31 protein-coding genes and 1 tRNA gene are annotated in these 21,844 nt (G+C 63.8%); 11 read left to right on the top strand and 21 right to left on the bottom strand.

All coding sequences use genetic code 11. The annotated features are described in order from the left end of the window. Positions 1 to 51 precede the first annotated feature (51 nt). The gene (locus MU516_RS12860) at positions 52 to 330 is read right to left on the bottom strand and encodes a BufA1 family periplasmic bufferin-type metallophore (RefSeq protein WP_209056067.1); all 279 of its coding nucleotides are present in this window, start codon (positions 328 to 330) and stop codon (positions 52 to 54) included. 160 nt (positions 331 to 490) lie between these two features. Between MU516_RS12860 and MU516_RS12865 the strand changes: the two genes are divergently transcribed. The 3 genes from MU516_RS12865 (at position 491) to MU516_RS12875 (ending at position 2,042) form a co-directional block, all read left to right on the top strand. Further along, on the top strand, positions 491 to 1,045 hold the full coding sequence (locus MU516_RS12865; RefSeq protein WP_260277624.1) for a sigma-70 family RNA polymerase sigma factor: 555 nt from the start codon (positions 491 to 493) through the stop codon (positions 1,043 to 1,045). Further along, a complete protein-coding gene (locus tag MU516_RS12870; RefSeq protein ID WP_260277626.1) occupies positions 1,045 to 1,680 on the top strand; it encodes a DUF1109 domain-containing protein in 636 nt (211 codons plus the stop codon). The genes MU516_RS12865 and MU516_RS12870 overlap by 1 nt, the downstream gene beginning before the upstream one ends. Positions 1,681 to 1,868: 188 nt before the next feature. After that, positions 1,869 to 2,042, top strand: coding sequence for a hypothetical protein (locus MU516_RS12875; protein ID WP_260277627.1), 174 nt, complete (start codon positions 1,869 to 1,871; stop codon positions 2,040 to 2,042). Positions 2,043 to 2,086: 44 nt separating this feature from the next. Here MU516_RS12875 and MU516_RS12880 read toward each other — a convergent pair whose 3' ends face one another. Next, on the bottom strand, positions 2,087 to 2,686 hold the full coding sequence (locus MU516_RS12880) for an HNH endonuclease (protein WP_260277629.1): 600 nt from the start codon (positions 2,684 to 2,686) through the stop codon (positions 2,087 to 2,089). A 187-nt stretch (positions 2,687 to 2,873) separates the two neighbouring features. Here MU516_RS12880 and MU516_RS12885 point away from each other — a divergent pair, with 187 nt between their 5' ends. Beyond that, positions 2,874 to 3,308, top strand: coding sequence for a VOC family protein (locus MU516_RS12885; protein WP_260277630.1), 435 nt, complete (start codon positions 2,874 to 2,876; stop codon positions 3,306 to 3,308). Between the two features lie 98 nt (positions 3,309 to 3,406). Here MU516_RS12885 and MU516_RS12890 read toward each other — a convergent pair whose 3' ends face one another. Genes MU516_RS12890 through MU516_RS12900 form a run of 3 tightly spaced genes read right to left on the bottom strand, consistent with a single transcriptional unit; the run spans position 3,407 to position 5,351 of the window. Beyond that, complete coding sequence (locus tag MU516_RS12890) at positions 3,407 to 4,060, bottom strand: alpha/beta hydrolase (RefSeq protein ID WP_260277631.1); 654 nt, start codon at positions 4,058 to 4,060, stop codon at positions 3,407 to 3,409. Then, positions 4,057 to 4,680, bottom strand: coding sequence for a DNA-3-methyladenine glycosylase family protein (locus MU516_RS12895; RefSeq protein ID WP_260277632.1), 624 nt, complete (start codon positions 4,678 to 4,680; stop codon positions 4,057 to 4,059). Before MU516_RS12895 ends, MU516_RS12890 begins: the two co-directional genes overlap by 4 nt. A 41-nt stretch (positions 4,681 to 4,721) precedes the next feature. Continuing rightward, positions 4,722 to 5,351, bottom strand: a complete 630-nt coding sequence (locus tag MU516_RS12900; protein WP_209056075.1) for a GntR family transcriptional regulator — start codon at positions 5,349 to 5,351, stop codon at positions 4,722 to 4,724. 66 nt (positions 5,352 to 5,417) lie between these two features. On the opposite strand from MU516_RS12900, the gene MU516_RS12905 reads away from it, so the two are divergent. The 5 genes from MU516_RS12905 (at position 5,418) to ilvD (ending at position 10,067) form a co-directional block, all read left to right on the top strand. Continuing rightward, the gene (locus MU516_RS12905) at positions 5,418 to 6,080 is read left to right on the top strand and encodes a pyrimidine 5'-nucleotidase (protein ID WP_260277633.1); all 663 of its coding nucleotides are present in this window, start codon (positions 5,418 to 5,420) and stop codon (positions 6,078 to 6,080) included. A gap of 50 nt (positions 6,081 to 6,130) precedes the next feature. Continuing rightward, positions 6,131 to 6,316: a hypothetical protein gene (locus tag MU516_RS12910; RefSeq protein ID WP_260277634.1), complete on the top strand. Its 186-nt coding sequence runs from the start codon at positions 6,131 to 6,133 to the stop codon at positions 6,314 to 6,316. A gap of 72 nt (positions 6,317 to 6,388) precedes the next feature. Then, positions 6,389 to 7,585 carry a UbiH/UbiF family hydroxylase gene (locus MU516_RS12915; RefSeq protein WP_260277635.1) on the top strand — a complete coding sequence of 399 codons (1,197 nt, stop codon included), beginning with the start codon at positions 6,389 to 6,391 and terminating at the stop codon, positions 7,583 to 7,585. A 226-nt stretch (positions 7,586 to 7,811) separates the two neighbouring features. Further along, a complete protein-coding gene (locus MU516_RS12920; protein ID WP_260277636.1) occupies positions 7,812 to 8,126 on the top strand; it encodes a DMT family transporter in 315 nt (104 codons plus the stop codon). Between the two features lie 102 nt (positions 8,127 to 8,228). Continuing rightward, positions 8,229 to 10,067 carry a dihydroxy-acid dehydratase gene (gene ilvD / locus MU516_RS12925; RefSeq protein WP_260277637.1) on the top strand — a complete coding sequence of 613 codons (1,839 nt, stop codon included), beginning with the start codon at positions 8,229 to 8,231 and terminating at the stop codon, positions 10,065 to 10,067. Between the two features lie 9 nt (positions 10,068 to 10,076). Here ilvD and MU516_RS12930 read toward each other — a convergent pair whose 3' ends face one another. From MU516_RS12930 to MU516_RS12970, 9 genes are all read right to left on the bottom strand, one after another. Next, on the bottom strand, positions 10,077 to 10,808 hold the full coding sequence (locus MU516_RS12930) for a MauE/DoxX family redox-associated membrane protein (protein WP_260277638.1): 732 nt from the start codon (positions 10,806 to 10,808) through the stop codon (positions 10,077 to 10,079). Between the two features lie 75 nt (positions 10,809 to 10,883). After that, positions 10,884 to 11,333 (bottom strand): molybdenum cofactor biosynthesis protein MoaE, encoded by a 450-nt coding sequence (locus MU516_RS12935; RefSeq protein WP_260277639.1) that lies wholly within the window; start codon positions 11,331 to 11,333, stop codon positions 10,884 to 10,886. 1 nt (position 11,334) lies between these two features. Beyond that, complete coding sequence (gene moaD / locus MU516_RS12940) at positions 11,335 to 11,586, bottom strand: molybdopterin converting factor subunit 1 (RefSeq protein WP_260277640.1); 252 nt, start codon at positions 11,584 to 11,586, stop codon at positions 11,335 to 11,337. Next, a complete protein-coding gene (gene pgsA, locus MU516_RS12945; RefSeq protein WP_260277641.1) occupies positions 11,576 to 12,208 on the bottom strand; it encodes a CDP-diacylglycerol--glycerol-3-phosphate 3-phosphatidyltransferase in 633 nt (210 codons plus the stop codon). Before pgsA ends, moaD begins: the two co-directional genes overlap by 11 nt. A gap of 180 nt (positions 12,209 to 12,388) precedes the next feature. Then, positions 12,389 to 12,766: a hypothetical protein gene (locus MU516_RS12950; RefSeq protein WP_260277642.1), complete on the bottom strand. Its 378-nt coding sequence runs from the start codon at positions 12,764 to 12,766 to the stop codon at positions 12,389 to 12,391. A 126-nt stretch (positions 12,767 to 12,892) separates the two neighbouring features. Further along, positions 12,893 to 14,743, bottom strand: coding sequence for an excinuclease ABC subunit UvrC (gene uvrC / locus MU516_RS12955; RefSeq protein ID WP_260277643.1), 1,851 nt, complete (start codon positions 14,741 to 14,743; stop codon positions 12,893 to 12,895). 336 nt (positions 14,744 to 15,079) lie between these two features. Further along, complete coding sequence (locus MU516_RS12960) at positions 15,080 to 16,012, bottom strand: calcium/sodium antiporter (RefSeq protein WP_260277644.1); 933 nt, start codon at positions 16,010 to 16,012, stop codon at positions 15,080 to 15,082. 105 nt (positions 16,013 to 16,117) lie between these two features. After that, on the bottom strand, positions 16,118 to 16,927 hold the full coding sequence (locus MU516_RS12965; RefSeq protein ID WP_260277645.1) for a S49 family peptidase: 810 nt from the start codon (positions 16,925 to 16,927) through the stop codon (positions 16,118 to 16,120). A 58-nt stretch (positions 16,928 to 16,985) separates the two neighbouring features. Continuing rightward, entirely contained in the window at positions 16,986 to 18,011 is a 1,026-nt protein-coding gene (locus MU516_RS12970; protein WP_209056261.1) for a LacI family DNA-binding transcriptional regulator, read from the bottom strand. A 102-nt stretch (positions 18,012 to 18,113) separates the two neighbouring features. Here MU516_RS12970 and MU516_RS12975 point away from each other — a divergent pair. After that, positions 18,114 to 18,190, top strand: a tRNA-Arg gene (locus MU516_RS12975). 5 nt (positions 18,191 to 18,195) lie between these two features. On the opposite strand, the gene MU516_RS12980 is transcribed toward MU516_RS12975, so the two are convergent. The 6 genes from MU516_RS12980 to MU516_RS13005 form a co-directional block, all read right to left on the bottom strand. Next, positions 18,196 to 19,290, bottom strand: a complete 1,095-nt coding sequence (locus MU516_RS12980; protein ID WP_260277646.1) for a tyrosine-type recombinase/integrase — start codon at positions 19,288 to 19,290, stop codon at positions 18,196 to 18,198. Further along, positions 19,287 to 19,475: a hypothetical protein gene (locus MU516_RS12985; protein WP_260277647.1), complete on the bottom strand. Its 189-nt coding sequence runs from the start codon at positions 19,473 to 19,475 to the stop codon at positions 19,287 to 19,289. The genes MU516_RS12980 and MU516_RS12985 overlap by 4 nt, the downstream gene beginning before the upstream one ends. A 3-nt stretch (positions 19,476 to 19,478) precedes the next feature. Continuing rightward, complete coding sequence (locus MU516_RS12990) at positions 19,479 to 20,123, bottom strand: hypothetical protein (protein WP_260277648.1); 645 nt, start codon at positions 20,121 to 20,123, stop codon at positions 19,479 to 19,481. Positions 20,124 to 20,234: 111 nt separating this feature from the next. Next, positions 20,235 to 20,453: a hypothetical protein gene (locus MU516_RS12995; RefSeq protein WP_260277649.1), complete on the bottom strand. Its 219-nt coding sequence runs from the start codon at positions 20,451 to 20,453 to the stop codon at positions 20,235 to 20,237. Then, positions 20,450 to 20,698, bottom strand: coding sequence for a hypothetical protein (locus MU516_RS13000; protein WP_260277650.1), 249 nt, complete (start codon positions 20,696 to 20,698; stop codon positions 20,450 to 20,452). The genes MU516_RS12995 and MU516_RS13000 overlap by 4 nt, the downstream gene beginning before the upstream one ends. Positions 20,699 to 20,713: 15 nt before the next feature. After that, a complete protein-coding gene (locus MU516_RS13005; protein WP_260277651.1) occupies positions 20,714 to 20,869 on the bottom strand; it encodes an Arc family DNA-binding protein in 156 nt (51 codons plus the stop codon). Between the two features lie 85 nt (positions 20,870 to 20,954). Between MU516_RS13005 and MU516_RS13010 the strand changes: the two genes are divergently transcribed. Beyond that, positions 20,955 to 21,278, top strand: coding sequence for an Arc family DNA-binding protein (locus tag MU516_RS13010; protein WP_260277652.1), 324 nt, complete (start codon positions 20,955 to 20,957; stop codon positions 21,276 to 21,278). Positions 21,279 to 21,520: 242 nt separating this feature from the next. On the opposite strand, the gene MU516_RS13015 is transcribed toward MU516_RS13010, so the two are convergent. Next, on the bottom strand, positions 21,521 to 21,826 hold the full coding sequence (locus tag MU516_RS13015) for a phage head closure protein (protein ID WP_260277653.1): 306 nt from the start codon (positions 21,824 to 21,826) through the stop codon (positions 21,521 to 21,523). Positions 21,827 to 21,844 lie beyond the last annotated feature (18 nt).

A 21,844-nucleotide genomic window follows, 5' to 3' on the forward strand; every position in this document is an offset into this window, starting at 1 on the left:
TGGGAATTCGGGGGCGGGCGGGCCGGAAACGGCCCGCCCGCGAACCTTGGATCACATCTCGATCGGTTCCAGCGAACCGTTGTGACCTGCCGGGGTCTCCATCTCGGCGCAGGTGCCTGCCGGGACCAGTTTCCAGGCATTGCCCTGATAGTCCTTGGTCGAGGTGCCGGCGCAGGTTGTGCCGGGACCAGCGGCGCAGTCGTTCTGACCGGCCAGCGCGACGCCATAGCATTTTTCCATCTCGGCATCCTTCTTCATGTCGTCCGCATGTGCGGTGACGCCGGCGAGGCTGATGGCGGTGGCAAGGGCTGCAGCGAATTTCGGGCTCATCTTCTAACTCTCCTTGTGGTTTTCATGGGCGGCATCGCCGTCCCGGAGTGCCATTCGGAGGGGGCGTCCCGATCGTTACGCGCATCACGGATACGTGATGTGCAGACCTGCCGCCGGGAATGCTGTAACGCTGAAACGCCGGATTGCGTAAGGACACCCGATGACGAAAGACGCCGGACAGGCCGAGGGCGACTGGTCACAGCTGATGCGCGACGCGATCGCGGGCGATCAGCGGGCCTATCGCCGGCTGCTGACGGCGATGACGCCGGTGCTGCGCGGTCTGGTACGGGCACGCGCGGCCGGAATGGACGCAAGCTGGTGCGAGGATGTGGTGCAAGAGACGCTGTTGGCGATACATGTGAAACGCGCGACCTGGGACAGCGGCCAGCCGTTGCGCCCGTGGGTCTATGCGATCGCGCGCCACAAGCTGGTCGATGCGTTCCGCCGTCGTGGCCGGCGGATCCATCTGCCGGTCGAGGATTTCGCAGACATGCTGCAGGCCCCGCCCGAGCCCGACATGCTGGAACGGCGCGATGCCGGGACGCTGATCGGCCGCCTGCCAGAACGCGATGCCGCGCTGCTGCGTTGTCTGGCGCTGGAGGAGCGCGGCAGCGACGAATGCGGTGCGCGGCTTGGCTTGGCGCCAGGGGCACTGCGCGTGGCGCTGCACCGGGCCTTGCAACGGCTGGCGCGGTTGCGGCAGGAGGAAACGTGATGCGGACCGAACGTTTGATCGATGTCCTTGCGGCGGATGACACGGCGCCCCGCCCGATCGGACCACGGCTGATGATGCAGGCGGGGCCGGCCTTGATCGCCGCGGCGGTTCTGGCCTTGTCGATTCTGGGTATCCGTTCCGATCTGGGCGCCGCGCTGGCCAATCCAACGACGCTGATGAAATGGCTGCTGCCGCTGGCAGTGGCGATCCCTGCCTTGTACGCGGCGCTGCGCCTGACCCGGCCACAGATCCGGCACACGCCGGCGCAATTCATACCTGCGCTGATCGGTGTGCTGGCGCTGGTCTGGCTGGCGCTGGCGGCGGCATCGACGGCGCCGGACCTGTTGTGGCCGCAGGTGCGGGGCAGGACGGCGCTGATCTGCCTGATCTCGGTGACATTCATCGGGCTGGCGCCGTTGCTGGTCGGACTGCGAATCCTGCGCGAAGGGGCCTGCGTGTCCCCGACGGTCAGCGGGGCGATGCTGGGCCTGGCGTCCGGCGGGCTGGCGGCGGCGTTCTATGCGCTGCACTGCAATCAGGATGCACCGCTGTTCTTTCTGACCTGGTATGGGCTGGGCATTCTGGGGCTGACCGCGGGCGGGGCACTGCTTGGCCGCCATTTCTTGCGCTGGTAGCACCGAATCATCGGACCGCAACCGGACCGGTTCATCGCCGATCGCGCGGATCGCAGCGGTGAATATGCCGGTCGCGCGGATTTGATGACTCGAAACCAACGTCGCGACGGCTAAAATTCGCTGGGATTTTCACGGCAGGGTTTCCTTTGTGGCCCTTGGACCTCATATTGAAGTCAAGGAGGCCCACCATGCCATTGCCGCATTTCCTGCTGCTGATGATCGCCGTTCTTCTGGCTGCTGCCCTGACGCTGTGGGTTTCGGTCGTCGCGGGTGTACCCGAGGTCGCCTTGGCGCTGATGGCGCTTAGCGCGGCGGCACTGGTTCATCTGGGGCACCGGAACCGGCACGATCACCGCGGCTGACCGACGGGCATCGCGACCGAAGGCGCAGAACCGCGCCCCTTGGATCAGCTTTCCAGTTCGGCGTCCCAGTACAGGAAATCCATCCAACTGTCGTGCAGATGGTTCGGCGGAAAACGCCGACCCACGGCATGCATTTCCTCGGGCGTGGGCTGGCACGGCTTGCGACGCAGGCTGAGACCGGAATGGCGCAGGCTGCGATTGGCCTTGCGCAGATTACACGGAGAACAGGCGGCGACGACGTTTTCCCAGCTTGTGACACCGCCACGTGAACGCGGCACGACATGATCGAAGGTCAGGTCCCCCTTGGCGCCGCAATACTGACAGCAGAATTCATCCCTCAGAAAAAGATTGAAGCGCGTGAATGCCACGCGCTTCTGGGGTTTCACATAATCCTTGAGAACCACAACAGACGGGATTCGGAAGGCCTGTCTTTGACTTCGCACCACCTCGTCGTATTCGGCGATGATGCTGACCCGGTCCAGGAACACCGCCTTGATCGCTTCCTGCCAAGGCCAAAGCGACAGCGGATAGTAACTCAGCGGTCGATAATCGGCGTTCAGGACCAGCGCCGGGTGGTGCCGAAGCCCTGCGGGTTCACGCACGAAATGCGTCCTGAAATCCGTCTGATGTCGTTCGTCCAGCATGTTGCCTTCCCGCCTGCCCCCGCAAGGAGTGCCGGGGGCGCCCGTCAGATCCGTCAGGCCGACTATATATCGCGTCCCGGTTCTGGCAAGCCCCCGGATGTATTCGATCTGGGGATGAAATACCCTGACTGGGTGACATCGCCGTGACAGATTGCCCCGTGCCTGTTTCAGTGGCAGGATCGCGACCATGACAGATCGCATGCCGGAACTTCTGGGGACGCTGGAAACGGCGCTTTACGCCGATGATCTGGATGCGGCGACGGCATTCTGGCAGGATGTGATGGGGCTGGAGGCGTTTCAGTCTGTGCCAGGGCGTCACGTTTTTTTCCGCATCACCAAGCAGCCGCGGCCCCAGCTTCTGCTGGTCTTTCGCCCCGATGCCACGCAGCGAGCGCCCGAACCCGATGCCCGGTTGCCCGTGCCGCCGCATGGGGCGCGTGGTCCCGGCCATTTCTGTCTTGCAGTGCCGCCAGACGCGCTGGACCGGTGGCGCAACCACCTGACTGGTCGCGGCGTCGCGATCGAAGCCGATTTCCGCTGGCCGAACGGGGCGCGGTCGATCTATTTCCGCGATCCTGCAGGCAATTCGATCGAACTTGCCGATCCCGCCCTCTGGATCTGAGGCACCGCCGCACGCGGCTGGTCCGACCGCAATCACGGGCTGGGCGTCCGGGGGGATGACAACACCCCCGGCTATCCGCCAGTTGTCAGGCCGGCAGGCTATTTGCCCAAGCGATCCTTGATGAAGCTCAGCGCGACCGACAGCCCGTCCGGGGCGATGCCGTGGCCGGTGCCCTTCATCACATGGGCGAACACGTCGAAATCCGCCGCCAGCAGCGCATCACCCGCCAGGCCCATGTCCTGAAACGGAACCACGGGATCCTGATCGCCGTGGATCAGCAGAACCGGCGGTTTGACCTTCGCCTCGCTCTCCAGCGTTTCGGCATCCAGCAGGCGGCCGGAAAAGCCGACGATGCCGGCGACCGCGTCCGTCCGGCGCGGCAGCACATGCAGCGCCATCATCGTGCCCTGCGAGAAGCCGATGACCACCATTCGGCTGGCATCAAGACCCTCATCGGCAAGCACCTTGTCCAGAAATCCGTTCAGCGCGGTGACCGAGCGATGCATGGCGGCCTTGGCGTCCGCCTCGGACGATCCGTCCAGCCACGGGATCGGAAACCACTGATAACCCATCGGATTGTTGATGCTGCGTTCGGGCGCATCGGGCGCATGGAAGGCGGTGCCGGGCAAATGGGGTGCCAGCGGATCGGCCAGTCCCAGAAGGTCGGCGCCATCCGCGCCATAGCCATGCAGAAAGACCACCACCGCGTCGGCGTCCTGCGGTCCCTTGCGGGCCGATTTCAGTTCCGTCATCGAATTCCCTCGCGTCCTTTGGCCAGCCGGTAATAGGCCCACAGCCCCCGCGCCGCAACCGCACGCCAAGGTCGCCATGGCTCGGCCAGATCGCGCAGCGCGGCAGGGCCGGGCCGCGTGTCCAGCCCATACATGATCCGCGCGGATTCCTGCAGCGCCAGGTCGCCGGCGGCGAAGACATCGGGGCGACCCAGCGCGAATTTCAGATAGATCTCGGCCGTCCACACACCGATGCCGGGCAGCGCGACCAGCGTGGCGATGGCCTGATCGTCCGGCAGCTCGCGCAGCCCGTCCCAATCCAGCCCCGCCGCGGCGATGGCTTTCAGATATCGGGCTTTCGGGCGCGACAGGCCCGCGGAGCGCAGATCGTCATCGCTGGCCGCGGCGATCGCCGATGCGGTGATCAGGTCCGCCGCCACCATCCGGTCCCAGATCGACGCGGCCGCCGCCACGGAGATCTGCTGGGCGACGATCGCGCCTGCGATCGCCTCGAATCCATCCTCGCGGCGCCGCAGGGGCAGGGGGCCGATCTGGGGCAGCACGCGCGCCCAGACCGGACAGACCCGCGCCAGGTGCGCCGCGCCTTCGGCCAGGTCTGCCTCGGTCCCAATCGGCCGCACCGGATCACCCGCGTGGGCACGGACATGACATGCGCCGGGTCTTAGACATGTTCGCCTTGCGCCTCGAGCTTTAGACGGGTTTCCCACGCCATCGAGATATGCTGCCGCAGCGCCTTGTCCGCGGCATCGCCGTCGCCTGCCGCGATGGCATCCACGATGCGCTTGTGTTCGGACAGCGCCGTTTCACTGCGGCCTTCGGCCGCAAGCGAGGTTCTCGCCATCAGTGCCATGCTGCGATGGACCAGATCCAGTTGCTGGACCAGATAGCGGTTATGCGAGGCCAGATGGATCTGGTGGTGAAACCGCTTGTTCGCGCGGGCCAGCGTTTCGGGGTCGTCCACGGCCTTCTGATCCTCGGCCAGCATCTGCGCCAGCACCCGCACCTCTTCGGGGGTGGCGTGGCGCGCGGCCAGTCGGGCGGCCAGCGCCTCCAGCTCGGCGCGCACGACATACAGTTCGGCCAGCTGGTTGTGATCCAGCGAGGCGACGATCAGGCTGCGGCCATCGCGCACCAGCATCGCCTGGGTTTCCAGCCGTTGCAGCGCCTCGCGGACCGGCGTGCGCGAGACCCCGAAACGGTCGGCCAGTTCGGATTCCACCAGCCGGTCGCCGGGGCGATAGGAGCCCGCCTCGATGGCGGCCAGGATCAGGGAATAGGCATCGTCTTTCATGGCAGACAGGATTGGGGCCCGTCGGGTCCAATTGCAAGCGCGGCGTTGCCGGGCTATCCGGCAGGAATGGATTTCGCGCATGTTGATGTCTGGATCTTCGATCTGGACAATACGCTTTACCCGCCCGAGATGGCGCTGTTCCCGCAGATCGAGCAACGCATGACCGCTTATGTCATGCGGCTGCTTCGCGTCGAACATGGCCATGCCGACCGGTTGCGCCGCGACTATTGGCGCCGGCACGGCACGACGCTGGCAGGGTTGATGGCCGAACATTCGATCGATCCGCTGGCCTATCTGGCCGAGGTTCACGACATCGACTTCGCCGGACTTGCCGTCGCGCCCGATCTTGCGGCTGCGATCACCGCACTGCCGGGTCGCAAGATCGTCCACACGAATGCCGATTCGCGCTATGCGGCCAAGGTTCTGGCGGCGCGCGGACTGGATCTGTTCGAGGCGATCTACGGTGTCGAGGAAACCGGCTTTCATCCCAAGCCGCAGCGCGCCTCGTTCGAGGCGTTGATCGCGCAGGCGGGATTTGACCCCGCGCGGGCGGCGTTCTTCGAGGATGATCCGCGCAACCTTGAGGTGCCGCACGAACTGGGCATGCGGACGGTCCTTGTCGGGAAGGGGCGGCGCGGTCCGGATGCCGCGCCGGGCCGGAGCGAACATGTCGCGCACCGGACCGACGACCTGACCGGGTTCCTTCAAGCGATTGCCGCGCGGCCGTGATCCGGGCTAGATGGGGCCGGGAACGCGCCGATCCCTGAAGGAGACCTTTCATGTCCCATGCTGACGATCCCGCAAGCACTCGTCTTGCCGTTCGCATCTATCTTGCCGTCGCCGTCGTTCTGGTCCTTGCCGTGTTGCTGGTGCTGGCCTTCGGCCTGCCGATGCTGGGCATCATCGGCATCGTGCTGACCCTGGCCGTGTTCGTGATCATGCTGGCCTTCACGGCAGGGAACTAGGCTGCGACAGGGCGTCTTCTTGTCCCGGCCCGGTCGCGGGTGCAGGATCGGGGCGTCAACGCGAGGGTAAGGATGGCAGGCGAGATCGAGGACATCGACATTCTGGTGTCGGGCGGCGGAATCGCCGGGTTGATCGCCGCCGCGGCGTTCGGGGCCGAAGGGTTTTCGGTCCTATGCGTTGATCCGGCCCCGCCAGTCACCGACGAGACCGCAACCGGCGCCGATCTGCGATCAACCGCCTTTCTGGCCCCATCGGTTGCCCTGCTGGACCGGATCGGGGTGTGGGACCGGCTGTCGCCCTTTGCGACGCCGTTGCAGGTCATGCGCATCGTGGATGCGGGCGGCGCGCAGCCCGAACCGCGCCTGACGCGCGATTTCGACGCATCCGAGATCGGCGATCAGCCCTTTGGCTGGAACCTGCCCAACTGGCTGCTGCGCCGCGAGATCGCGGCGCGCCTTCAACAGCTGCAGACGGTGCGCTTTCGCCCCGGCACCGCCACGGCCGAGGTGGTGGCACGGGACGAGGGCGCATTGGTCACGCTGTCGGACGGACAGCGTCTGCGCGCGCGTCTGCTGATCGGCGCGGATGGGCGGGATTCGCCGGTTCGTCAGGCGCTGGGGATCGATGTACGCAGGTTTCGATACGGCCAGAAGGCGCTGGCCTTCGCGGTCACGCATCAGCCGCCGCACGACAATATCTCGACCGAGATCCACCGTGCGGGCGGGCCGTTCACGCTGGTCCCGCTGCCCGATCGCGACGGCGTGCCCAGTTCCGCCGTCGTCTGGATGGAAAACGGGCGCGAGATCGCGCGCCTTGCGGCGCTGTCCCGCGCGGAATTCGAGGTCGCGCTGAACCTTCGTTCCGCGGGCGTGCTGGGCCATCTGACCCAGGCGACCCGGCTGACACAATGGTCGATCATCAGCCAGATCGCGGACCGGTTCACCGGTCCGCGCACGGCGCTGATCGCCGAGGCGGCGCATGTCGTGCCGCCGATTGGGGCGCAGGGGCTGAACATGAGCCTTGCCGACCTGTCGACGCTGATCGACCTGTCGCGCGCGGATCCGGGCAATGCCGCCGCGTTGCGGGCCTATGATCGCGCCCGACGGCCCGAGGCCTATGCGCGGCTGTTGGGAATAGACGCGCTGAACCGGGCCAGCCAGGCCGGCGCCCGGCCGCTGCGCGATCTGCGTGCCGCAGCGTTGGGCGGGCTGTACGGAATTGCGCCCGTGCGACGCCTGATGATGCGCGCCGGGCTGGGGATGCGCTGACGCTGCCCCCCTCGCCGGCGGGCTGAACGGCGACCGGTGGTCTTGCGTCCCGCGATGGCCGGGGGACGCCCCCCGGACCCCCGGCGGCGCAGGATCCGCACAAATCTGCTGTCCATGGTGACAGGCTTGCAGGTCACGATCCAGATGCCTATTTTCTGGTGTGAGGACGACCTCCCCGAATCGGGCAGTCTCGCCGGGACGACCCGGTTCATTCTGGAGGTCTTTCATGCCTTGGATCACCCTTTTGGTCGCCGGTCTTCTGGAAATCGTCTGGGCCACTGCCATGAAGCAGTCCCATGGATTCACGCGTCTTGTGCCCACGGCAATCATGCTGGTCGGCATGTTCGGGTCGTTCTGGCTGCTGGCGGTCGCGATGCGGCAGTTGCCCCTTGGCACCGCATACATGGTCTGGACCGGAATTGGTGCGGTGGGCAGCTTCGTGCTTGGGATCGCCCTGTTCGGCGAGGCGGTGACGGTGACGCGCTTGTTCGCCGCTGGCCTGATCGTGGCCGGCATCCTGGTGATGAAACTGGCATCCTGACCCGGTCTTCCGGGTCAGAACGCCAAGGATCGGGGCGGTTTTCGGCAATTTCCTTCCGTCGCGGGCGGTGCTAAGGACATCGCCAGCCAAAGGAGATCAGCCATGCCCGCCTATCGTTCCCGCACCACCACACATGGCCGCAACATGGCGGGCGCGCGCGGATTGTGGCGCGCGACCGGTGTCAAGGACAGCGATTTCGGCAAGCCGATCATCGCCATCGTCAACAGCTTCACCCAGTTCGTGCCGGGTCATGTCCACCTGAAGGACCTGGGCCAGCTGGTCGCACGCGAGGTCGAGGCGGCAGGCGGGATCGCAAAGGAATTCAACACCATCGCCGTCGATGACGGCATCGCGATGGGCCATGACGGCATGCTGTATTCGCTGCCCTCGCGCGAGATCATCGCCGACAGCGTCGAGTATATGGTCAACGCCCATTGCGCCGATGCGATGGTCTGCATCAGCAACTGCGACAAGATCACCCCGGGCATGCTGATGGCCTCGCTGCGGCTGAACATCCCCACCGTCTTCGTGTCGGGTGGCCCGATGGAGGCCGGCAAGGTCGTGCTGGAAGACGGTCGCGTCAAGGCGCTGGATCTGGTCGATGCGATGGTCGCCGCCGCCGATGACAGCGTGTCGGATGCCGATGTGCAGGCGATCGAACGGTCGGCCTGCCCGACCTGCGGGTCGTGTTCGGGCATGTTCACGGCGAACTCGATGAACTGCCTGACCGAGGCGCTGGGTCTGTCGCTGCCTGGCAATGGCTCGACCCTGGCCACCCATGCCGACCGCAAGCGGCTGTTCGTCGAGGCGGGCCATCTGATCGTCGATCTGGCACGGCGCCATTACGAGGGCGACGATGCGTCGGTCCTGCCGCGCAACATCGCCAGCTTCAACGCCTTCAAGAACGCGATGACGCTGGATATCGCGATGGGCGGGTCCACGAACACGGTGCTGCACCTGCTGGCCGCCGCCCATGAAGGCGAGGTGGATTTCACCATGGCCGATATCGACAGGCTGTCGCGTCAGGTGCCGGTCCTGTGCAAGGTCGCGCCCGCCAAATCGGACGTGCATATGGAGGATGTCCACCGCGCAGGCGGCATCATGGCGATCCTGGGCGAACTGGACCGCGCCGGGTTGCTGGATACATCGGTCGGCAGTGTTCATTCGGGCACGCTGGCGCAGGCGCTGGACCGCTGGGACGTGGCGCGGACCGATGCAATCAGCGTCCATGATTTCTATCGCGCGGCCCCCGGCGGGGTGCCGACGCAGACGGCGTTCTCGCAGGACCGCCGCTATGACAGCGTCGATCTGGACCGGAAGGGCGGGGTGATCCGGGATGCCGAACACGCGTTCAGCAAGGATGGCGGTCTGGCGGTGCTGTATGGCAACCTTGCCGAGGACGGCTGCATCGTGAAGACTGCGGGGGTGGACGAGTCGATCCTGACCTTCACCGGCCCGGCGCATATCTTCGAAAGCCAGGATGATGCGGTCAGCGGCATCCTGACCGGCAAGGTGAAGGAAGGCGAGGTGGTGCTGATCCGCTACGAAGGGCCGCGCGGCGGACCGGGCATGCAGGAAATGCTGTATCCGACCAGCTATCTGAAATCGAAGGGCCTGGGCAAGGCCTGCGCGCTGGTGACGGATGGGCGCTTCTCGGGCGGGTCGTCGGGGCTTTCGATCGGCCATGTGTCGCCCGAGGCTGCAGAGGGCGGCACGATCGGGCTGGTCGAGCAGGGCGACATGATCCGCATCGACATTCCCCATCGCGTGATCTCGCTTGAGGTTGACGATGCCACGCTGGCCGCGCGGCGCAGGGCACGCGAGGCCGAAGGCTGGAAACCGGCGAAGCCGCGGCAACGCAAGGTCACGACAGCGCTGCGGGCCTATGCCGCGATGACAACCAGCGCGGCCAAGGGCGCGGTGCGGGTGATCCCCGACTGATCGCGGGTGTCAGATCGCGTGGGCCAGTGTGAACAGGCCCATCGCCATCATCACCAGATTCTCGGTCAGCGAGACGAATCCCAGCGGCACATTGCTGTTGCCACCGACACAGGCGCATTTCAACTGTCGCTTGCGGATGAAGACGGCGCGAAAGACCGACCATGCACCGATCGCGCCGATCGCCAGCGCGACCGGGCCGGATAGCCAAGGCAGCAAACCGGCCAGCATCAAGAACCCCGCGCCGGTTTCCAAAAACGGGTAGGCATAGGCGTAGGGAACCCATGTCTGGGCTAGCAGATCATAGTTCAGGAACATCGTGGAAAAATTTTCTACATCCTGCAGCTTCTGCAAGCCCAGCAGCACCATGGCCATGGCCGCGAAATACGGCAGCACCATCCAGGGCGGGCCATCTGACATCCGGAAAACCGCCAGCGCAAGCAGCGCCGAGACAGCAAAGATCGCGATCACGGGGGTATAGCTGGTGTCGCCCGGTTTCGGCAGGGGACGACCGAAATGGGCGCGCAGGTCGTCATAACCACCTATCCGCTTGCCGTCGATCCATGTCTGCGGTGTGGTGCCGACCTTGTGCCTTTCCATGAAGGCATCGGTTTCCTTGCGGGTGCGCAGCCTGTGATCTTCGACCCCATATCCTTTTCGCCGCAGCAGCCATTTTGACTTGCGGCCAAAGGGACAGAGGTGATCGGGCATCACCATCCGGTAGAGCGTTGCGGATCTGGTCATCAGGAACCTGCCTGTGTCGGGCGCATGCAAATGCGTGCGTGCAGGACCAACGGGCGTCACCCGCCGTGGTTCCGGTCAGCGTGGCATCGCCTGCCAGCGATCCAGTGCCGCTTCGTCGCTGTCCTTCGCCGCGACCCAGCGCGCGGAGCCGTCCTGTCCGATCTCGCGTTTCCAGAACGGCGCGCGGGATTTCAGCCAGTCCATCAGAAAATCGGCGGCCTGAAACGCTGCCTGCCGATGACGCGCGGCCGTGGCGACCATCATGATCGGCTCTCCGACCCGCAGCCGTCCGTGGCGGTGCACGATCCGCCAGTCGATCAGGTCAAAGCGCCGGGCCGCAGTATCGCCGTGGCCCTCCATCGCGCGTTCGGTCATGCCGGGATAATGTTCCAGCTCCAGCGCTGCCATGCTGCCGGTGTCGTCGCGCACCACGCCAGTGAAGGTGACGATCGCGCCCGCACCCGCGCCAAAGCCTTCCAGCTCGGCCGCCGGATCGAACGGCTGGGTCTGAACCCTTGCGCGCAACTCAGCCTCCGGTCATCGGCGGAAAGAACGCCACCTCGCGCGCTTTGCCAAGCGGCGCGTCAAGACCCACCAGTTCCTGATCCACGGCGCAGCGGACCGCCGTCATGTCGGCAAATGCGGCGGCGTGCCAGTCGTCACGCGCAGCAAGTTCCGTGACCAGATCGCGCACCGTGGCCGCCTGCGTCTCGACCCGCTCGCGCGGTATGCCGACACGTTCGCGCAACCACGCGAAATACAGCACATCAACCGTCATGGGCGGGCTCTTTCAGATAGGGCATCGCCTTGACGAAGTAATCCCATCCCGTCCAGCCGGTCAGGATCGCGGCAAGCCAGATCAGCAAAAGTCCGATCTGGTTGGCTAGGTCCGACCAGCTATCCGACCAGGGCAGCCGTCCTTCGCCGACAAGCGGCGGGTGGCCATGTTCGACATAGGCAAGCCCGGTGCCAAGAAACAGGACTGAGATCGCCACCATCTGGAAGGTCGTCTTCCACTTGGCCAGTTTCGTGACCTTCAGCAGCTTGGCGTTGGGGCCAAGGAATTCCCGAAGCCCGGACACAAACACCTCGCGGAACAGGATCACGGTGGCGGGCAGGATCAGCCACGGATTCATGCCCGAATATCCGGTGATGACGACGATCGCGATGACCACCATCGCCTTGTCGGCGATCGGGTCCATGGCGGCGCCGAACCGGCTTTCCTGCTGCCAGGCGCGTGCCAGATAGCCGTCAAGCCAGTCGGTGATCGCAGCGATCAGAAAGATCGTCAGCGCCGCCCAATCCGCCCAGGGGCGTTGGAAATACAGGAACATCAGCGGCACGGCGGGTGCCGCGATCAGCCGAAGCAGGGTCAGGATATTGGGAACGGTCCAGCGCATGAGCGCAAGCTAGTGTCTGCCGGGCGGATTGGGAAGAGGCCGCGGGGTCACTTCGGCGGCAGATCGACCGCCAGACTGCGCCGAGGCGCGGGATGGCAATGCGCTGAACGATCGTGCGGCGGGGCAGACGGTTGGCGCCCTTGGGAACGAACCGTGACGCCCCGCCGGATGGTGCAAGTGTCAGGCCGCGCGATCGGGCGAAAGATCGAATGTCTTCTCGCCGATGGTGACATGAGTGGCCTTGATCCGGTTTTCGCCGAAATGCGCCGTTCGGCGGCCGACGACCGAAACGGGGTCGCCCGGCAGGGCCTGCGATTCAGTCAGCCCGGCCTTCAGGTTGCGGCTACGGGTGGCAAGTTCGATGGTCCAGTTCATGCCGTCACAGGCGCGAACCTGCAGCGTCGGATCGCTGCCGCCAATATTGTTGTCGATGACAATGGCATCCAGACGGATCATTTCATCGTCGAAATCCGTCCATCTGTCCTGAACCAGCGCGTCGTCCGGGGCAAGCACGGGCTTGCGGACCACGGCGGGGCCGAAAAGCGGGAAGTGGGGCATGGCAGCCTCCTTCATCAATGGTGCGGGTGAGCAGATCGCAACCATAACGTGAAGACCGGGAATCGATGCGGTAGAACGCTACCGTATTTTGAGGATCGGCCTGATTGCGCCGGTGGCCCGTCGCGGTCAGGCCTTGGGGTGAAAGTGATCGTAGACTTTCTGCGCCATCGCCGCCGAGATCCCGTCCACCGCCTGCAGATCGGGAAGCCCGGCGCGGCTGACCGCCTTGGCGCTGCCGAAATGGGCCAGCAGCGCCCGCTTGCGCGCCGCGCCGATGCCGGCGATCTCGTCCAGCGGATTGGCCATCACCGATTTCGCGCGCTTGGCACGATGGGTTCCGATCGCCCAACGATGCGCCTCGTCGCGCAGGCGCTGAACGAAATACAGCACCGGATCATTCATCCGCAGCGCAAATGGCCGCTGGCCGGGGCGGTGGAATTCCTCTTTCCCGTGGTCACGGTCCACGCCCTTCGCAACACCCACGATCGGGATATCCTCGACCCCCAGATCGGCTAGAATGCCGTCCACGGCCGAAACCTGCCCGGCGCCGCCGTCGATCAACAGCAGGTCGGGCCATGCCGCGGTCTGGCGGTCCGGATCTTCTTTCAGCAGGCGCGAGAAGCGGCGCGTCAGAACCTCTTTCATCATCCCGAAGTCGTCGCCCGGCGCGATCTCGGTGCCTTTGATGTTGAACTTGCGGTACTGGCTTTTTATGAAACCTTCCGGGCCCGCGACGACCATCCCGCCGACGGCATTCGTGCCCATGATGTGGCTGTTGTCATATATCTCGATCCGGCGCGGCGTGGCGGGCAGGGCGAACGCTTCGCCCAGGCCTTCCAGCAGCCTTGCCTGTGCGGCGCTTTCCGACATCCGTCGGCCAAGGCTTTCACGCGCATTGCGCAAGGCGTTGGTCACCAGATCGAATTTCTCGCCCCGCTGGGGGATCAGCACCTCGACCTTGCGGCCGGCACGTTCCGACAGCACCTCGCCGGTCAGCTCCGGATCTTCCGGGCCGTGCGACAGCAGGATCTGCCGCGGTGGAGGCTTGTCGTCGTAGAACTGCAGCAGAAAGGCCTGCATCACCTCGTCCGGGCTTTCCGCGCCGCCGAGCCGTGGATAGAAATCCCGATTGCCCCAGCTTTGATTGCCACGGATGAAGAAGACTTGCACGCAAGCCTGGCCGCTTTCCATGTGCAGCGCGACGATGTCAGCCTCGGCGACGCCCCTCGGATTGACCGCCTGCACGGATTGCACGGCGGTCAGCGCCTTGATCCGGTCGCGCAGCGCGGCGGCGCGCTCATATTCCATCGCCTCGGCGGCCTTGGCCATCTCGCGCGCCAGTCCGGCCTGGATATCGGTCGTCTTGCCTTGCAGGAAGCGTTCGGCATCGGCCACCAGCGCGCCATAGTCTTCCTGGCTGATCCGCCCGACGCAGGGCGCGCTGCACCGCTTGATCTGGTACAGAAGGCAGGGACGGGTGCGGGATTCAAAGGTCGAATCCGTGCAGTTGCGCAGCAGGAACACGCGCTGCAACTGGGTCAGAGTCCGGTTGACCGCGCCGGCGCTGGCGAATGGGCCGTAATAGTCGCCCTTTTCCGACTTCGCGCCACGATGTTTCTTGATCTGCGCGAAGTCATGGCTTTTCGCCACCAGGATATTGGGAAAGGATTTGTCATCGCGCAGCAGCACGTTGTAGCGCGGCTTCAACTGCTTGATGAGGTTCTGTTCCAGCAACAGCGCTTCGGTCTCGGTGCGCGTGGTCAGGAACATCATCGAGTGGGTGTCGCGGATCATTCGTGCGATCCGCGCCGAATGACCCGAGGGGCGGGCATAGTTTGACACCCGCGCCTTCAGATCGCGGGCCTTGCCGACATACAGAACCGCGCCCTGGGCATCCAGCATCCGATAGACGCCGGGGCTGCCGTCAAGGGTTCGCAGATAGTCGTGGATCAGCGCATGGCCGGTCTTTTGCGTCATGGGTGGTTATGAAGTGATTCTCTGCACTCGCTGCAAGTTCCGATCACTGATTGCAAGGGTGAAGCTGTCCACGACTCTTGTGGATAACTCTGTGGGCGGGCTGTGAGGGGCAGCGCTTCCGCCCAGCAATCGTTACAGTTTCGTGAACCTGCCTGTAAAATGGGCAGCTGCGAATGTGATTGAAAACAAAGGATATTTTTCTTCATCGTCTCGTCCGGACCAAAAAATTCAAGGAATCCCGCAGGTTTGCGCGGATTCCGCATGTTGGTGGACAAACTTGGCCGAAGCGGGATCGCCGACATCCCTTGGCCGGCATCCGCCGTGCGCCAGCGACGGCTAGAGAAGGACCCAGACATAGGCACAATAAGCCAGCACGAAGGCGGCACCGACCGGTCGGTTGATCGGTATGCCACGGAACAGGAAGGGCGCCAGCAGAAGCGAACTGGCCAGCATCACCCAAAGGTCGAGGCGCAGCATCTCGGGCGGGATGGGCAGCGGGGCCACCAGCGCCGTCAGGCCAAGGATCGATAACAGGTTGAAGATGTTCGATCCGACGACGTTGCCCAAGGCCATGTCCGCGCGCCCGCGCAGCGCAGACGCGACCGAGGCGGCCATTTCAGGCAGGGACGTGCCGACGGCAACCAGCGTCAGGCCGATCACGGCCTCGCTGATGCCGAACGCCAGCGCGATCTCGCTTGCGCCGCTGACCAGCATGTTGGCACCGACGGGCAGGGCGACCAGACCGCCGATCAGCCACAGCGAAATCTGCCGCCAGCGCGCGCCAAGCGCAGCACCTTCCAGTTCCGAGGCATCCTGGTTCTCGGTCCGCGCGGTGGACAATTGCCGCCACAGCACCAATCCAAGCGCGACCAGCAGGATGGCACCCTGCGGCACACCAAGCGGACCCAGAAACGCCAGTGCGATCAGCAGCACCGTCGCGGCGATCATCATCGCCCAGCTTTCCCGCAGATCATGGCCGCGCGTCACGATCCCCGAAACCAAGGCGGTCGCGCCCAGAATCATCAGGACATTGGCGATGTTGGATCCGACGACATTGCCCATGGCGATGTCTGTCGATCCCTTCAGCGCGGCTGACATGGATACCAGCAATTCGGGCGCCGAGGTGCCGAATGCGACCACCGTCAGGCCGACGACCAGTGGCGTGATGCCCAGGCGCAGGGAAAGGTTGACGGCGCCCTTGACCAGCAGATCGCCACCGAAGACCAAGAGGCCCAGTCCCGCCGCCACCAGAAGAACGTCAACGATCACGGCGATTGATCCCCAGAAGTTTGAGAAGGAACTTGCGAAAGCCCGGACCGCTGAACAAGGCCAGCGCGACGATCACCAGAAGAAACAGGACGACGACACGAACGCTCATCCTCCGGCCCCGAAGCGCTGGAATGCGGCGCGTTCGGCGGCACTGTCGATCAGTGTTCCGGCTGACAGGCCCAGTCGGCGGAACAGCGACTGGCGCGGGCTGTGGACGGTAAAGCGGGTCTTGTCGCCATGGATCTGTTTCATCTTCGGGACCAGATGGCCGATCCCGTCGGCCAGACCCAGCGCGACGGCCTCGCGTCCGGCCCAGAATTCACCGGTAAACAGGTCGCGATCCCGGCTCAGCCTGTCGCCGCGCCGGGTGGTGACATGATCCTTGAAGGCGGTGTGGATCGGCTCCAGCACATTGTGAAGGCGGGCGACATCCTCGGGGTTTTCCGGGCGGAACGGATCCAGAGTCGATTTCGACCGACCGGCGGTATGAACACGCCGTTCAATCCCCCAGCGGCCGATCAGATCCTGAAAGCCGAACCCGGCCGAGATGACCCCGATGGATCCCAAGATCGAACTGTCATCGGCCCAGATCTGGTCGCCGGCGCAGGCCAGCCAGTAACCGCCGGACGCCGCGACATCCTCGACGAAGGCATGGACCGGGACATCCGTCTCAATTGCCAGCCGCCTGATGCGCGCCGCGATCAGCGATGATTGCACCGGCGATCCGCCGGGCGAGTTGATGGACAGCGCGACGGCCGCGGGCTTGCCCTTGCGGAAGGCCCGTTCGATCACCGATGCCAGTGCGGCGTCAGACAGGGCACCGCTTCGCCCCGCCATGCCGATCGCCCCGTGCAGGCGGATGACCGAGACGCGTGGGCCGCGTTTGAGAAGGCGATTCAGGAAAGGGATCTGCATGGCACCTCAGATAGTGCCGCGGCCTGCGCCCGGCAAGGCCGCCTGATCATGTTCCGGCTCAGGTCTTCGGGGCACGGATCGTGTCGCCGGGTATGAAGGTCGGCGTCAGCGCGATCAGCCGATCGGGCGGTGGCGCATCCTTGCCCGCCACAAGCCGCGCGGCCCGCCGCCCGATTTCGACGCGACGCGCATCGGTGGTGGTCAGCCGCACCGGCAACCCGTCCAGCAAATCGACGCCGTTGAAGCCCGCCAGACCAAGCTGCCCCGGTATGTCCTTGCCGATATCCAGACAGTGCAGCAATCCTCCGGCCCCGATCATGTCATTGGAATAATATAGAAAATCTAGATCCGGCGCGCGGGCCAGGATGCGTTCGGTCAGTTCGCGTCCCTTCAGCAGCGACGATCCGCCCTGATAATATTCGCGCGCCTCAAGCTGAACCCCGGCTTCGGCCAGACCCTGCTCGAACCCCACCAGCCGTTTGCGGGCGCGATGATCTTCGGGCATGTGGGTGCCGACGAAGCCGATCCGGCGATAGCCTGCGGCCACGATCCGTGCGGCCATCTCGCGCCCCGCGCGAATATGCGAGATGCCGACCAGCGTATCGATGCCGTCGCCATCGGTGTCCATGATCTCGACCACCGGTATGCCCGCATTCGCAAGCATCGCGCGCGAGGCGTTGCTATGTTCGAGGCCGGCCAGGATCACCCCCGAGGGGCGCCAGGACAGCATGTCATACAGCACCATCTCTTCGCGCGCAGGGGAATAGTTGGTGACGCCGATCACGGGCTGCAGTCCGGTATCGTCAAGTTCCGCCGAAATACCGCCCAGCACGTCCGGAAAGACCAGGTTCGACAGCGATGGAATGACGACGGCGACCAGGTTGACGCGCTGGCTGGCCAGTCCGCCCGCGATCTTGTTGGGCACGTAACCCAGCGACTTGGCGGCGGTCAGCACCTTTTCGCGGGTTGCCGCGGACACGTCACCGCGATTTCGCAGCACGCGGCTGACGGTCATTTCGGACACGCCCGACGCCTCGGACACATCACGCAGGGTCAGGGGGCGTCGGGGACGTGGGACTGTCATGGCCATCCGGGAATGAGAATGCGATGGCGAATGTTAGCGGACGCCAACGACGGCGACAACCTTGCCAAACGCGTCGCGAACGGTCTAAACGGCAGGCATAAAGGCCCCGTGGCTCAACTGGATAGAGCAGCCCCCTCCTAAGGGGCAGGTTGCAGGTTCGAATCCTGCCGGGGTCGCCAACTGCTCATTTTTTGCCTTTCATTTCAACAACTTGAGGGTTGGTTTTGTCCAACGATTCAGGGTGTTGGACATTTTCCAGATGCGACAAAGCATCCGAAGCGAGCTTCACGCGGCTGGCGGCTTGAACGTAACGCCTAGCCTCGCGAGGATCCTTGTGAGCCAGAAAGGCCATGATCTGAAATTCGGTTGCGCCGCGTTCTGCGAGTCGCGTGGCCCCGAATTTCCGTAGTCCGTGGGCACGACAATGAGGCAGTCCCGCCTCTTTGGCCTGATCCGCAAACCAATTGCCGAAGCTTTCGACGGTGTAGGGCTTGCCGCCGCTGTGAGTGAAGAATAGGGCCTGTGAGGTAGGAACCTGCCGGAGTTCTGTCTGCAACTCTGGCAGTTTTGACAGAGGCAAGGTGACGTCCTGCCCGGTCTTACCGCGCATATACCAGATGTCGGTGCCCTTGATGTTTTGCCGTCCCATCCGACAAGCATCCTGCCGCGCCGCCCCGGTTCCGATGATCAGTTCCAACGCGAGACGGGGCAGGGTGCCGGAGGGGTGAAATTCGCGATATTTCTGAACTTCCTGATCCGACCAGGTGTGAAACCCGTTGCTCCTGATCTTTCGGCGCTCGACGCGCTCGGTCGGAGGCGTGGCGTTGAAGTCGAGGTAGCGCTTTGCGTGGCCGTAAAGCTGGCCTAGTTCTTTGTGCAGACGGTTTGCCGCCTCTTTGCCGCCTTTCAGATCCATCAGGTGCTCGACATGGCGAGGTTCGAGGTCAACCAATCGGCCAGCGCCGATTTTCTGGCGTATCCAGTCCAACCGAAGTCGCTTCGCGTATCGGGTTTGTTCGGCCAGATCGAGGAAGCGCCGCGACGAAAGATAATGCGTGATCGTGTAATCGAATGTTCCGCGTGGGCCGGTCGCCTTCGGCAGATCGGGCTGGCCGGTGATAGCCGCCTTGTAGGCTTCGACCATGGCCTGGGAACCCCACGGTCCCGGAAGGTAGGTGTCGATCTTGCGCCCCTTAATAGTCTTGCGCAAACGGATGCGTTTGCCGCCCCGCGCGTCCTCGACGATAGTAGCGCCCGGAAACGCGTTTCTCTTGGTCATGACAGCCCCAACAATTTATCCATGTCGCTGCCGCCATTAGACCCAGTCTGACCCACCGCGATCACGATCTTTGTCCCATCCGGCTTTTCAACCGAGACGGACCAATCGCTCTGGCCAGCTTCGCGCATAACTTTCGCGTAGCCAGCCAGTTCGTTAGGTGTGATGGCGGAGGGACGGTTGGCCATGTATTAGTCGCCGTTGATCGCGTTGTGGAGCGCAACGATGGTGCGCAATGAAAAGGTGGTCGTTACCTTCCGGTCAGAGTTCAAGCGGCTGTTATACTCGCCCGCCATGAAACGATCCGAATCCATCATGTAGATCACCTTGAGCAGTTCATGCGGCCCCCAGGAGGCTAAGATAGTCGCACTGGCCGCGCTAATCTCAATCTTGAAGTCGATCAGACCGGCTCCATTTGCGGCTTGTTCTCGGATCACTTCGATTTGCTCAATCGTCCGTTCGCGGTCAGCCACAATCAGATCACCCAGAAGGCCGGTTATTTCCGGTGCGCGCTCAATCAGTAGGCTGAGGGCCTCGATAAAATCAGGACCGTCCAACCAGTTGAAGTGTTCAGTCAAAGGCCCATCAGTGAAATGGTGGCGAAGGCTGCCAAGGGCACCAATGGTGGCAACAGAATCTTTCGGGGTCGGACTGGCAAAGATACCCAAGAGCAGCAGCGCCGCGTGTCTATGGGTCATGTGCGGGGCACCGACGCCGCGCTTTCCGCCGGGAATGAACCCTGCTTCGCGCAGCAACCGTCCATGCTGCGAAAGCGAGGATTCGTCGCGCCCGTCATATGGCTGAAGTGTATGAATAATCCGCGGAAGCGTGGCCATGTTGATCTCCTTTGATTAGGAGTATTGCGCGCAATGGTCGGCTCGTCAAGTATTATGTGCAATACGCGCAATGTCCTCGCCCGCAACCGGGATGATCGCGGGCGGTGCTGATCATACGCCGATTTCAAGTTCATTCAGCCTGATCGACTTGCCTGCCCGATGCCGCCCGATCTGGTCGTCCACACGCGCTGCAAATTCCTCCGCTGTGATGCGCTTATCGGCCATTGCCTTCATGGCGCAGAAGAAGATCAGGCGCTCGATTTCGTCCAGCACGTTGAACGCTTTGATAAACCGATCCTCTAAGCTTTCTGTCGCGGGTGTCTGACTCATGCCCGATACTCCCGCATAGCAACGGGCTGACCCGTGCCGAAGTAGAACCAGTCCAACGACATGTCCGTTTCCTGGCACCAGCGCAGGAACGGAGTGCTAAACGTCAAGCCATCGCCCTGATCCTCCAGCACTTGCTCAGGCGGGAAGGCCCGCACCTGCCGTTCGATTGCGAATTGCGCCAGGCGGTCGGCGCATCCTTCGGGCAAGCCGCCATCGTGCGCCCTGGGGCGTTTCGTCAGTTCCATATCATCCTCCATTGTTCAGGCCGTCACGGCCTCTTCGGTCCGTTCCATCCGCTCACGGACGGCGCGGACGATCTCACTGTTTTGGCTGGAAGCGTTCTTGTCGGCCTGTGCCGCAATCCACGCTTTCAAGTCAGTGGGCAGCCGAAGCTGCAAGGGTTTCCGGTCGGTCATTTGCGCCTCATGTGTCGAGTTGACACTATATAGATAGCGACTCGACATCATTGCGTCAAGCGCAGTTTAGTGTCTAGTCGCTACTATGGCCAAAAATCCGTATCCGAGTGACCAGCAAGATAAGTTCATGCTTCGCCTGCCAGACGGGCTGCGTGAGCGTATCAAAGCAAAAGCCGATGACAACGGTCGCAGTATGAATGCTGAAATCGTCCAGTTGCTTGAAAGGGAGTATCCTGCCCCGACGGACGTGATGCACATACACTTGGATAACATTCGGAAGGTTTTGGATGCGTATGAGCGAACCACAGACCCTAAAGCTCGGCTCTATTTTCAGCACCTTGTCGAAGCTATGGCGAAATCGGGCCACGATCTGACATTTGACGACGACGACGATCTTCTGGGCACTTGATTCATTAAAGACAGAGCCGGGCACACGGTTCCCCCGTGCCAGCCCGGCCCCTAGCCCAGACGCGGGCCATCCCCGGCCTAGCCGGTCGGGCTGCCCCCGGTTTTCCGCCGTGACAGCCTGCGCCGCGCCCGAACGGAGGGTCGGGCCGCGCCATGACGGGGTTTGGCTTTCCCAAGCCGGGCACTCGCCGTCTAATCCCGGATGCTTCGCGGGAACAAATAACCGCAGGGCGCATCCAGGCCCTATGCTTCGGCCAGCATTTCCAGCAGCCGCCGCTTTTGATCCGGTCGCGGATCTTCGCGAATTTCAAAGGTCCGCCCGTCCACCTTCGCCCGCCATTCGGACGTAATGCCCTGCGCCTGCGCCGAATGTCGCACGGTGATGATGGCGGGGCTTTTCGATTGCAGCCGCGCCTGCATGACGGCCTCGGAGCCGCGCAGATATTGGACATGCGCCGCGACGGTGAAGCGCAACAGCCATGACTGAACAACCTGCCCGTCAGCGTCCACGTCCTCGACAGGCTCATAGAACGCAGCGATGCGGTTCATGTCGGATGCCGTCACCCT

It is taken from the genome of Paracoccus maritimus (assembly GCF_025195095.1).
In the GTDB taxonomy this organism is placed as follows: Bacteria; Pseudomonadota; Alphaproteobacteria; order Rhodobacterales; family Rhodobacteraceae; genus Paracoccus; species Paracoccus maritimus.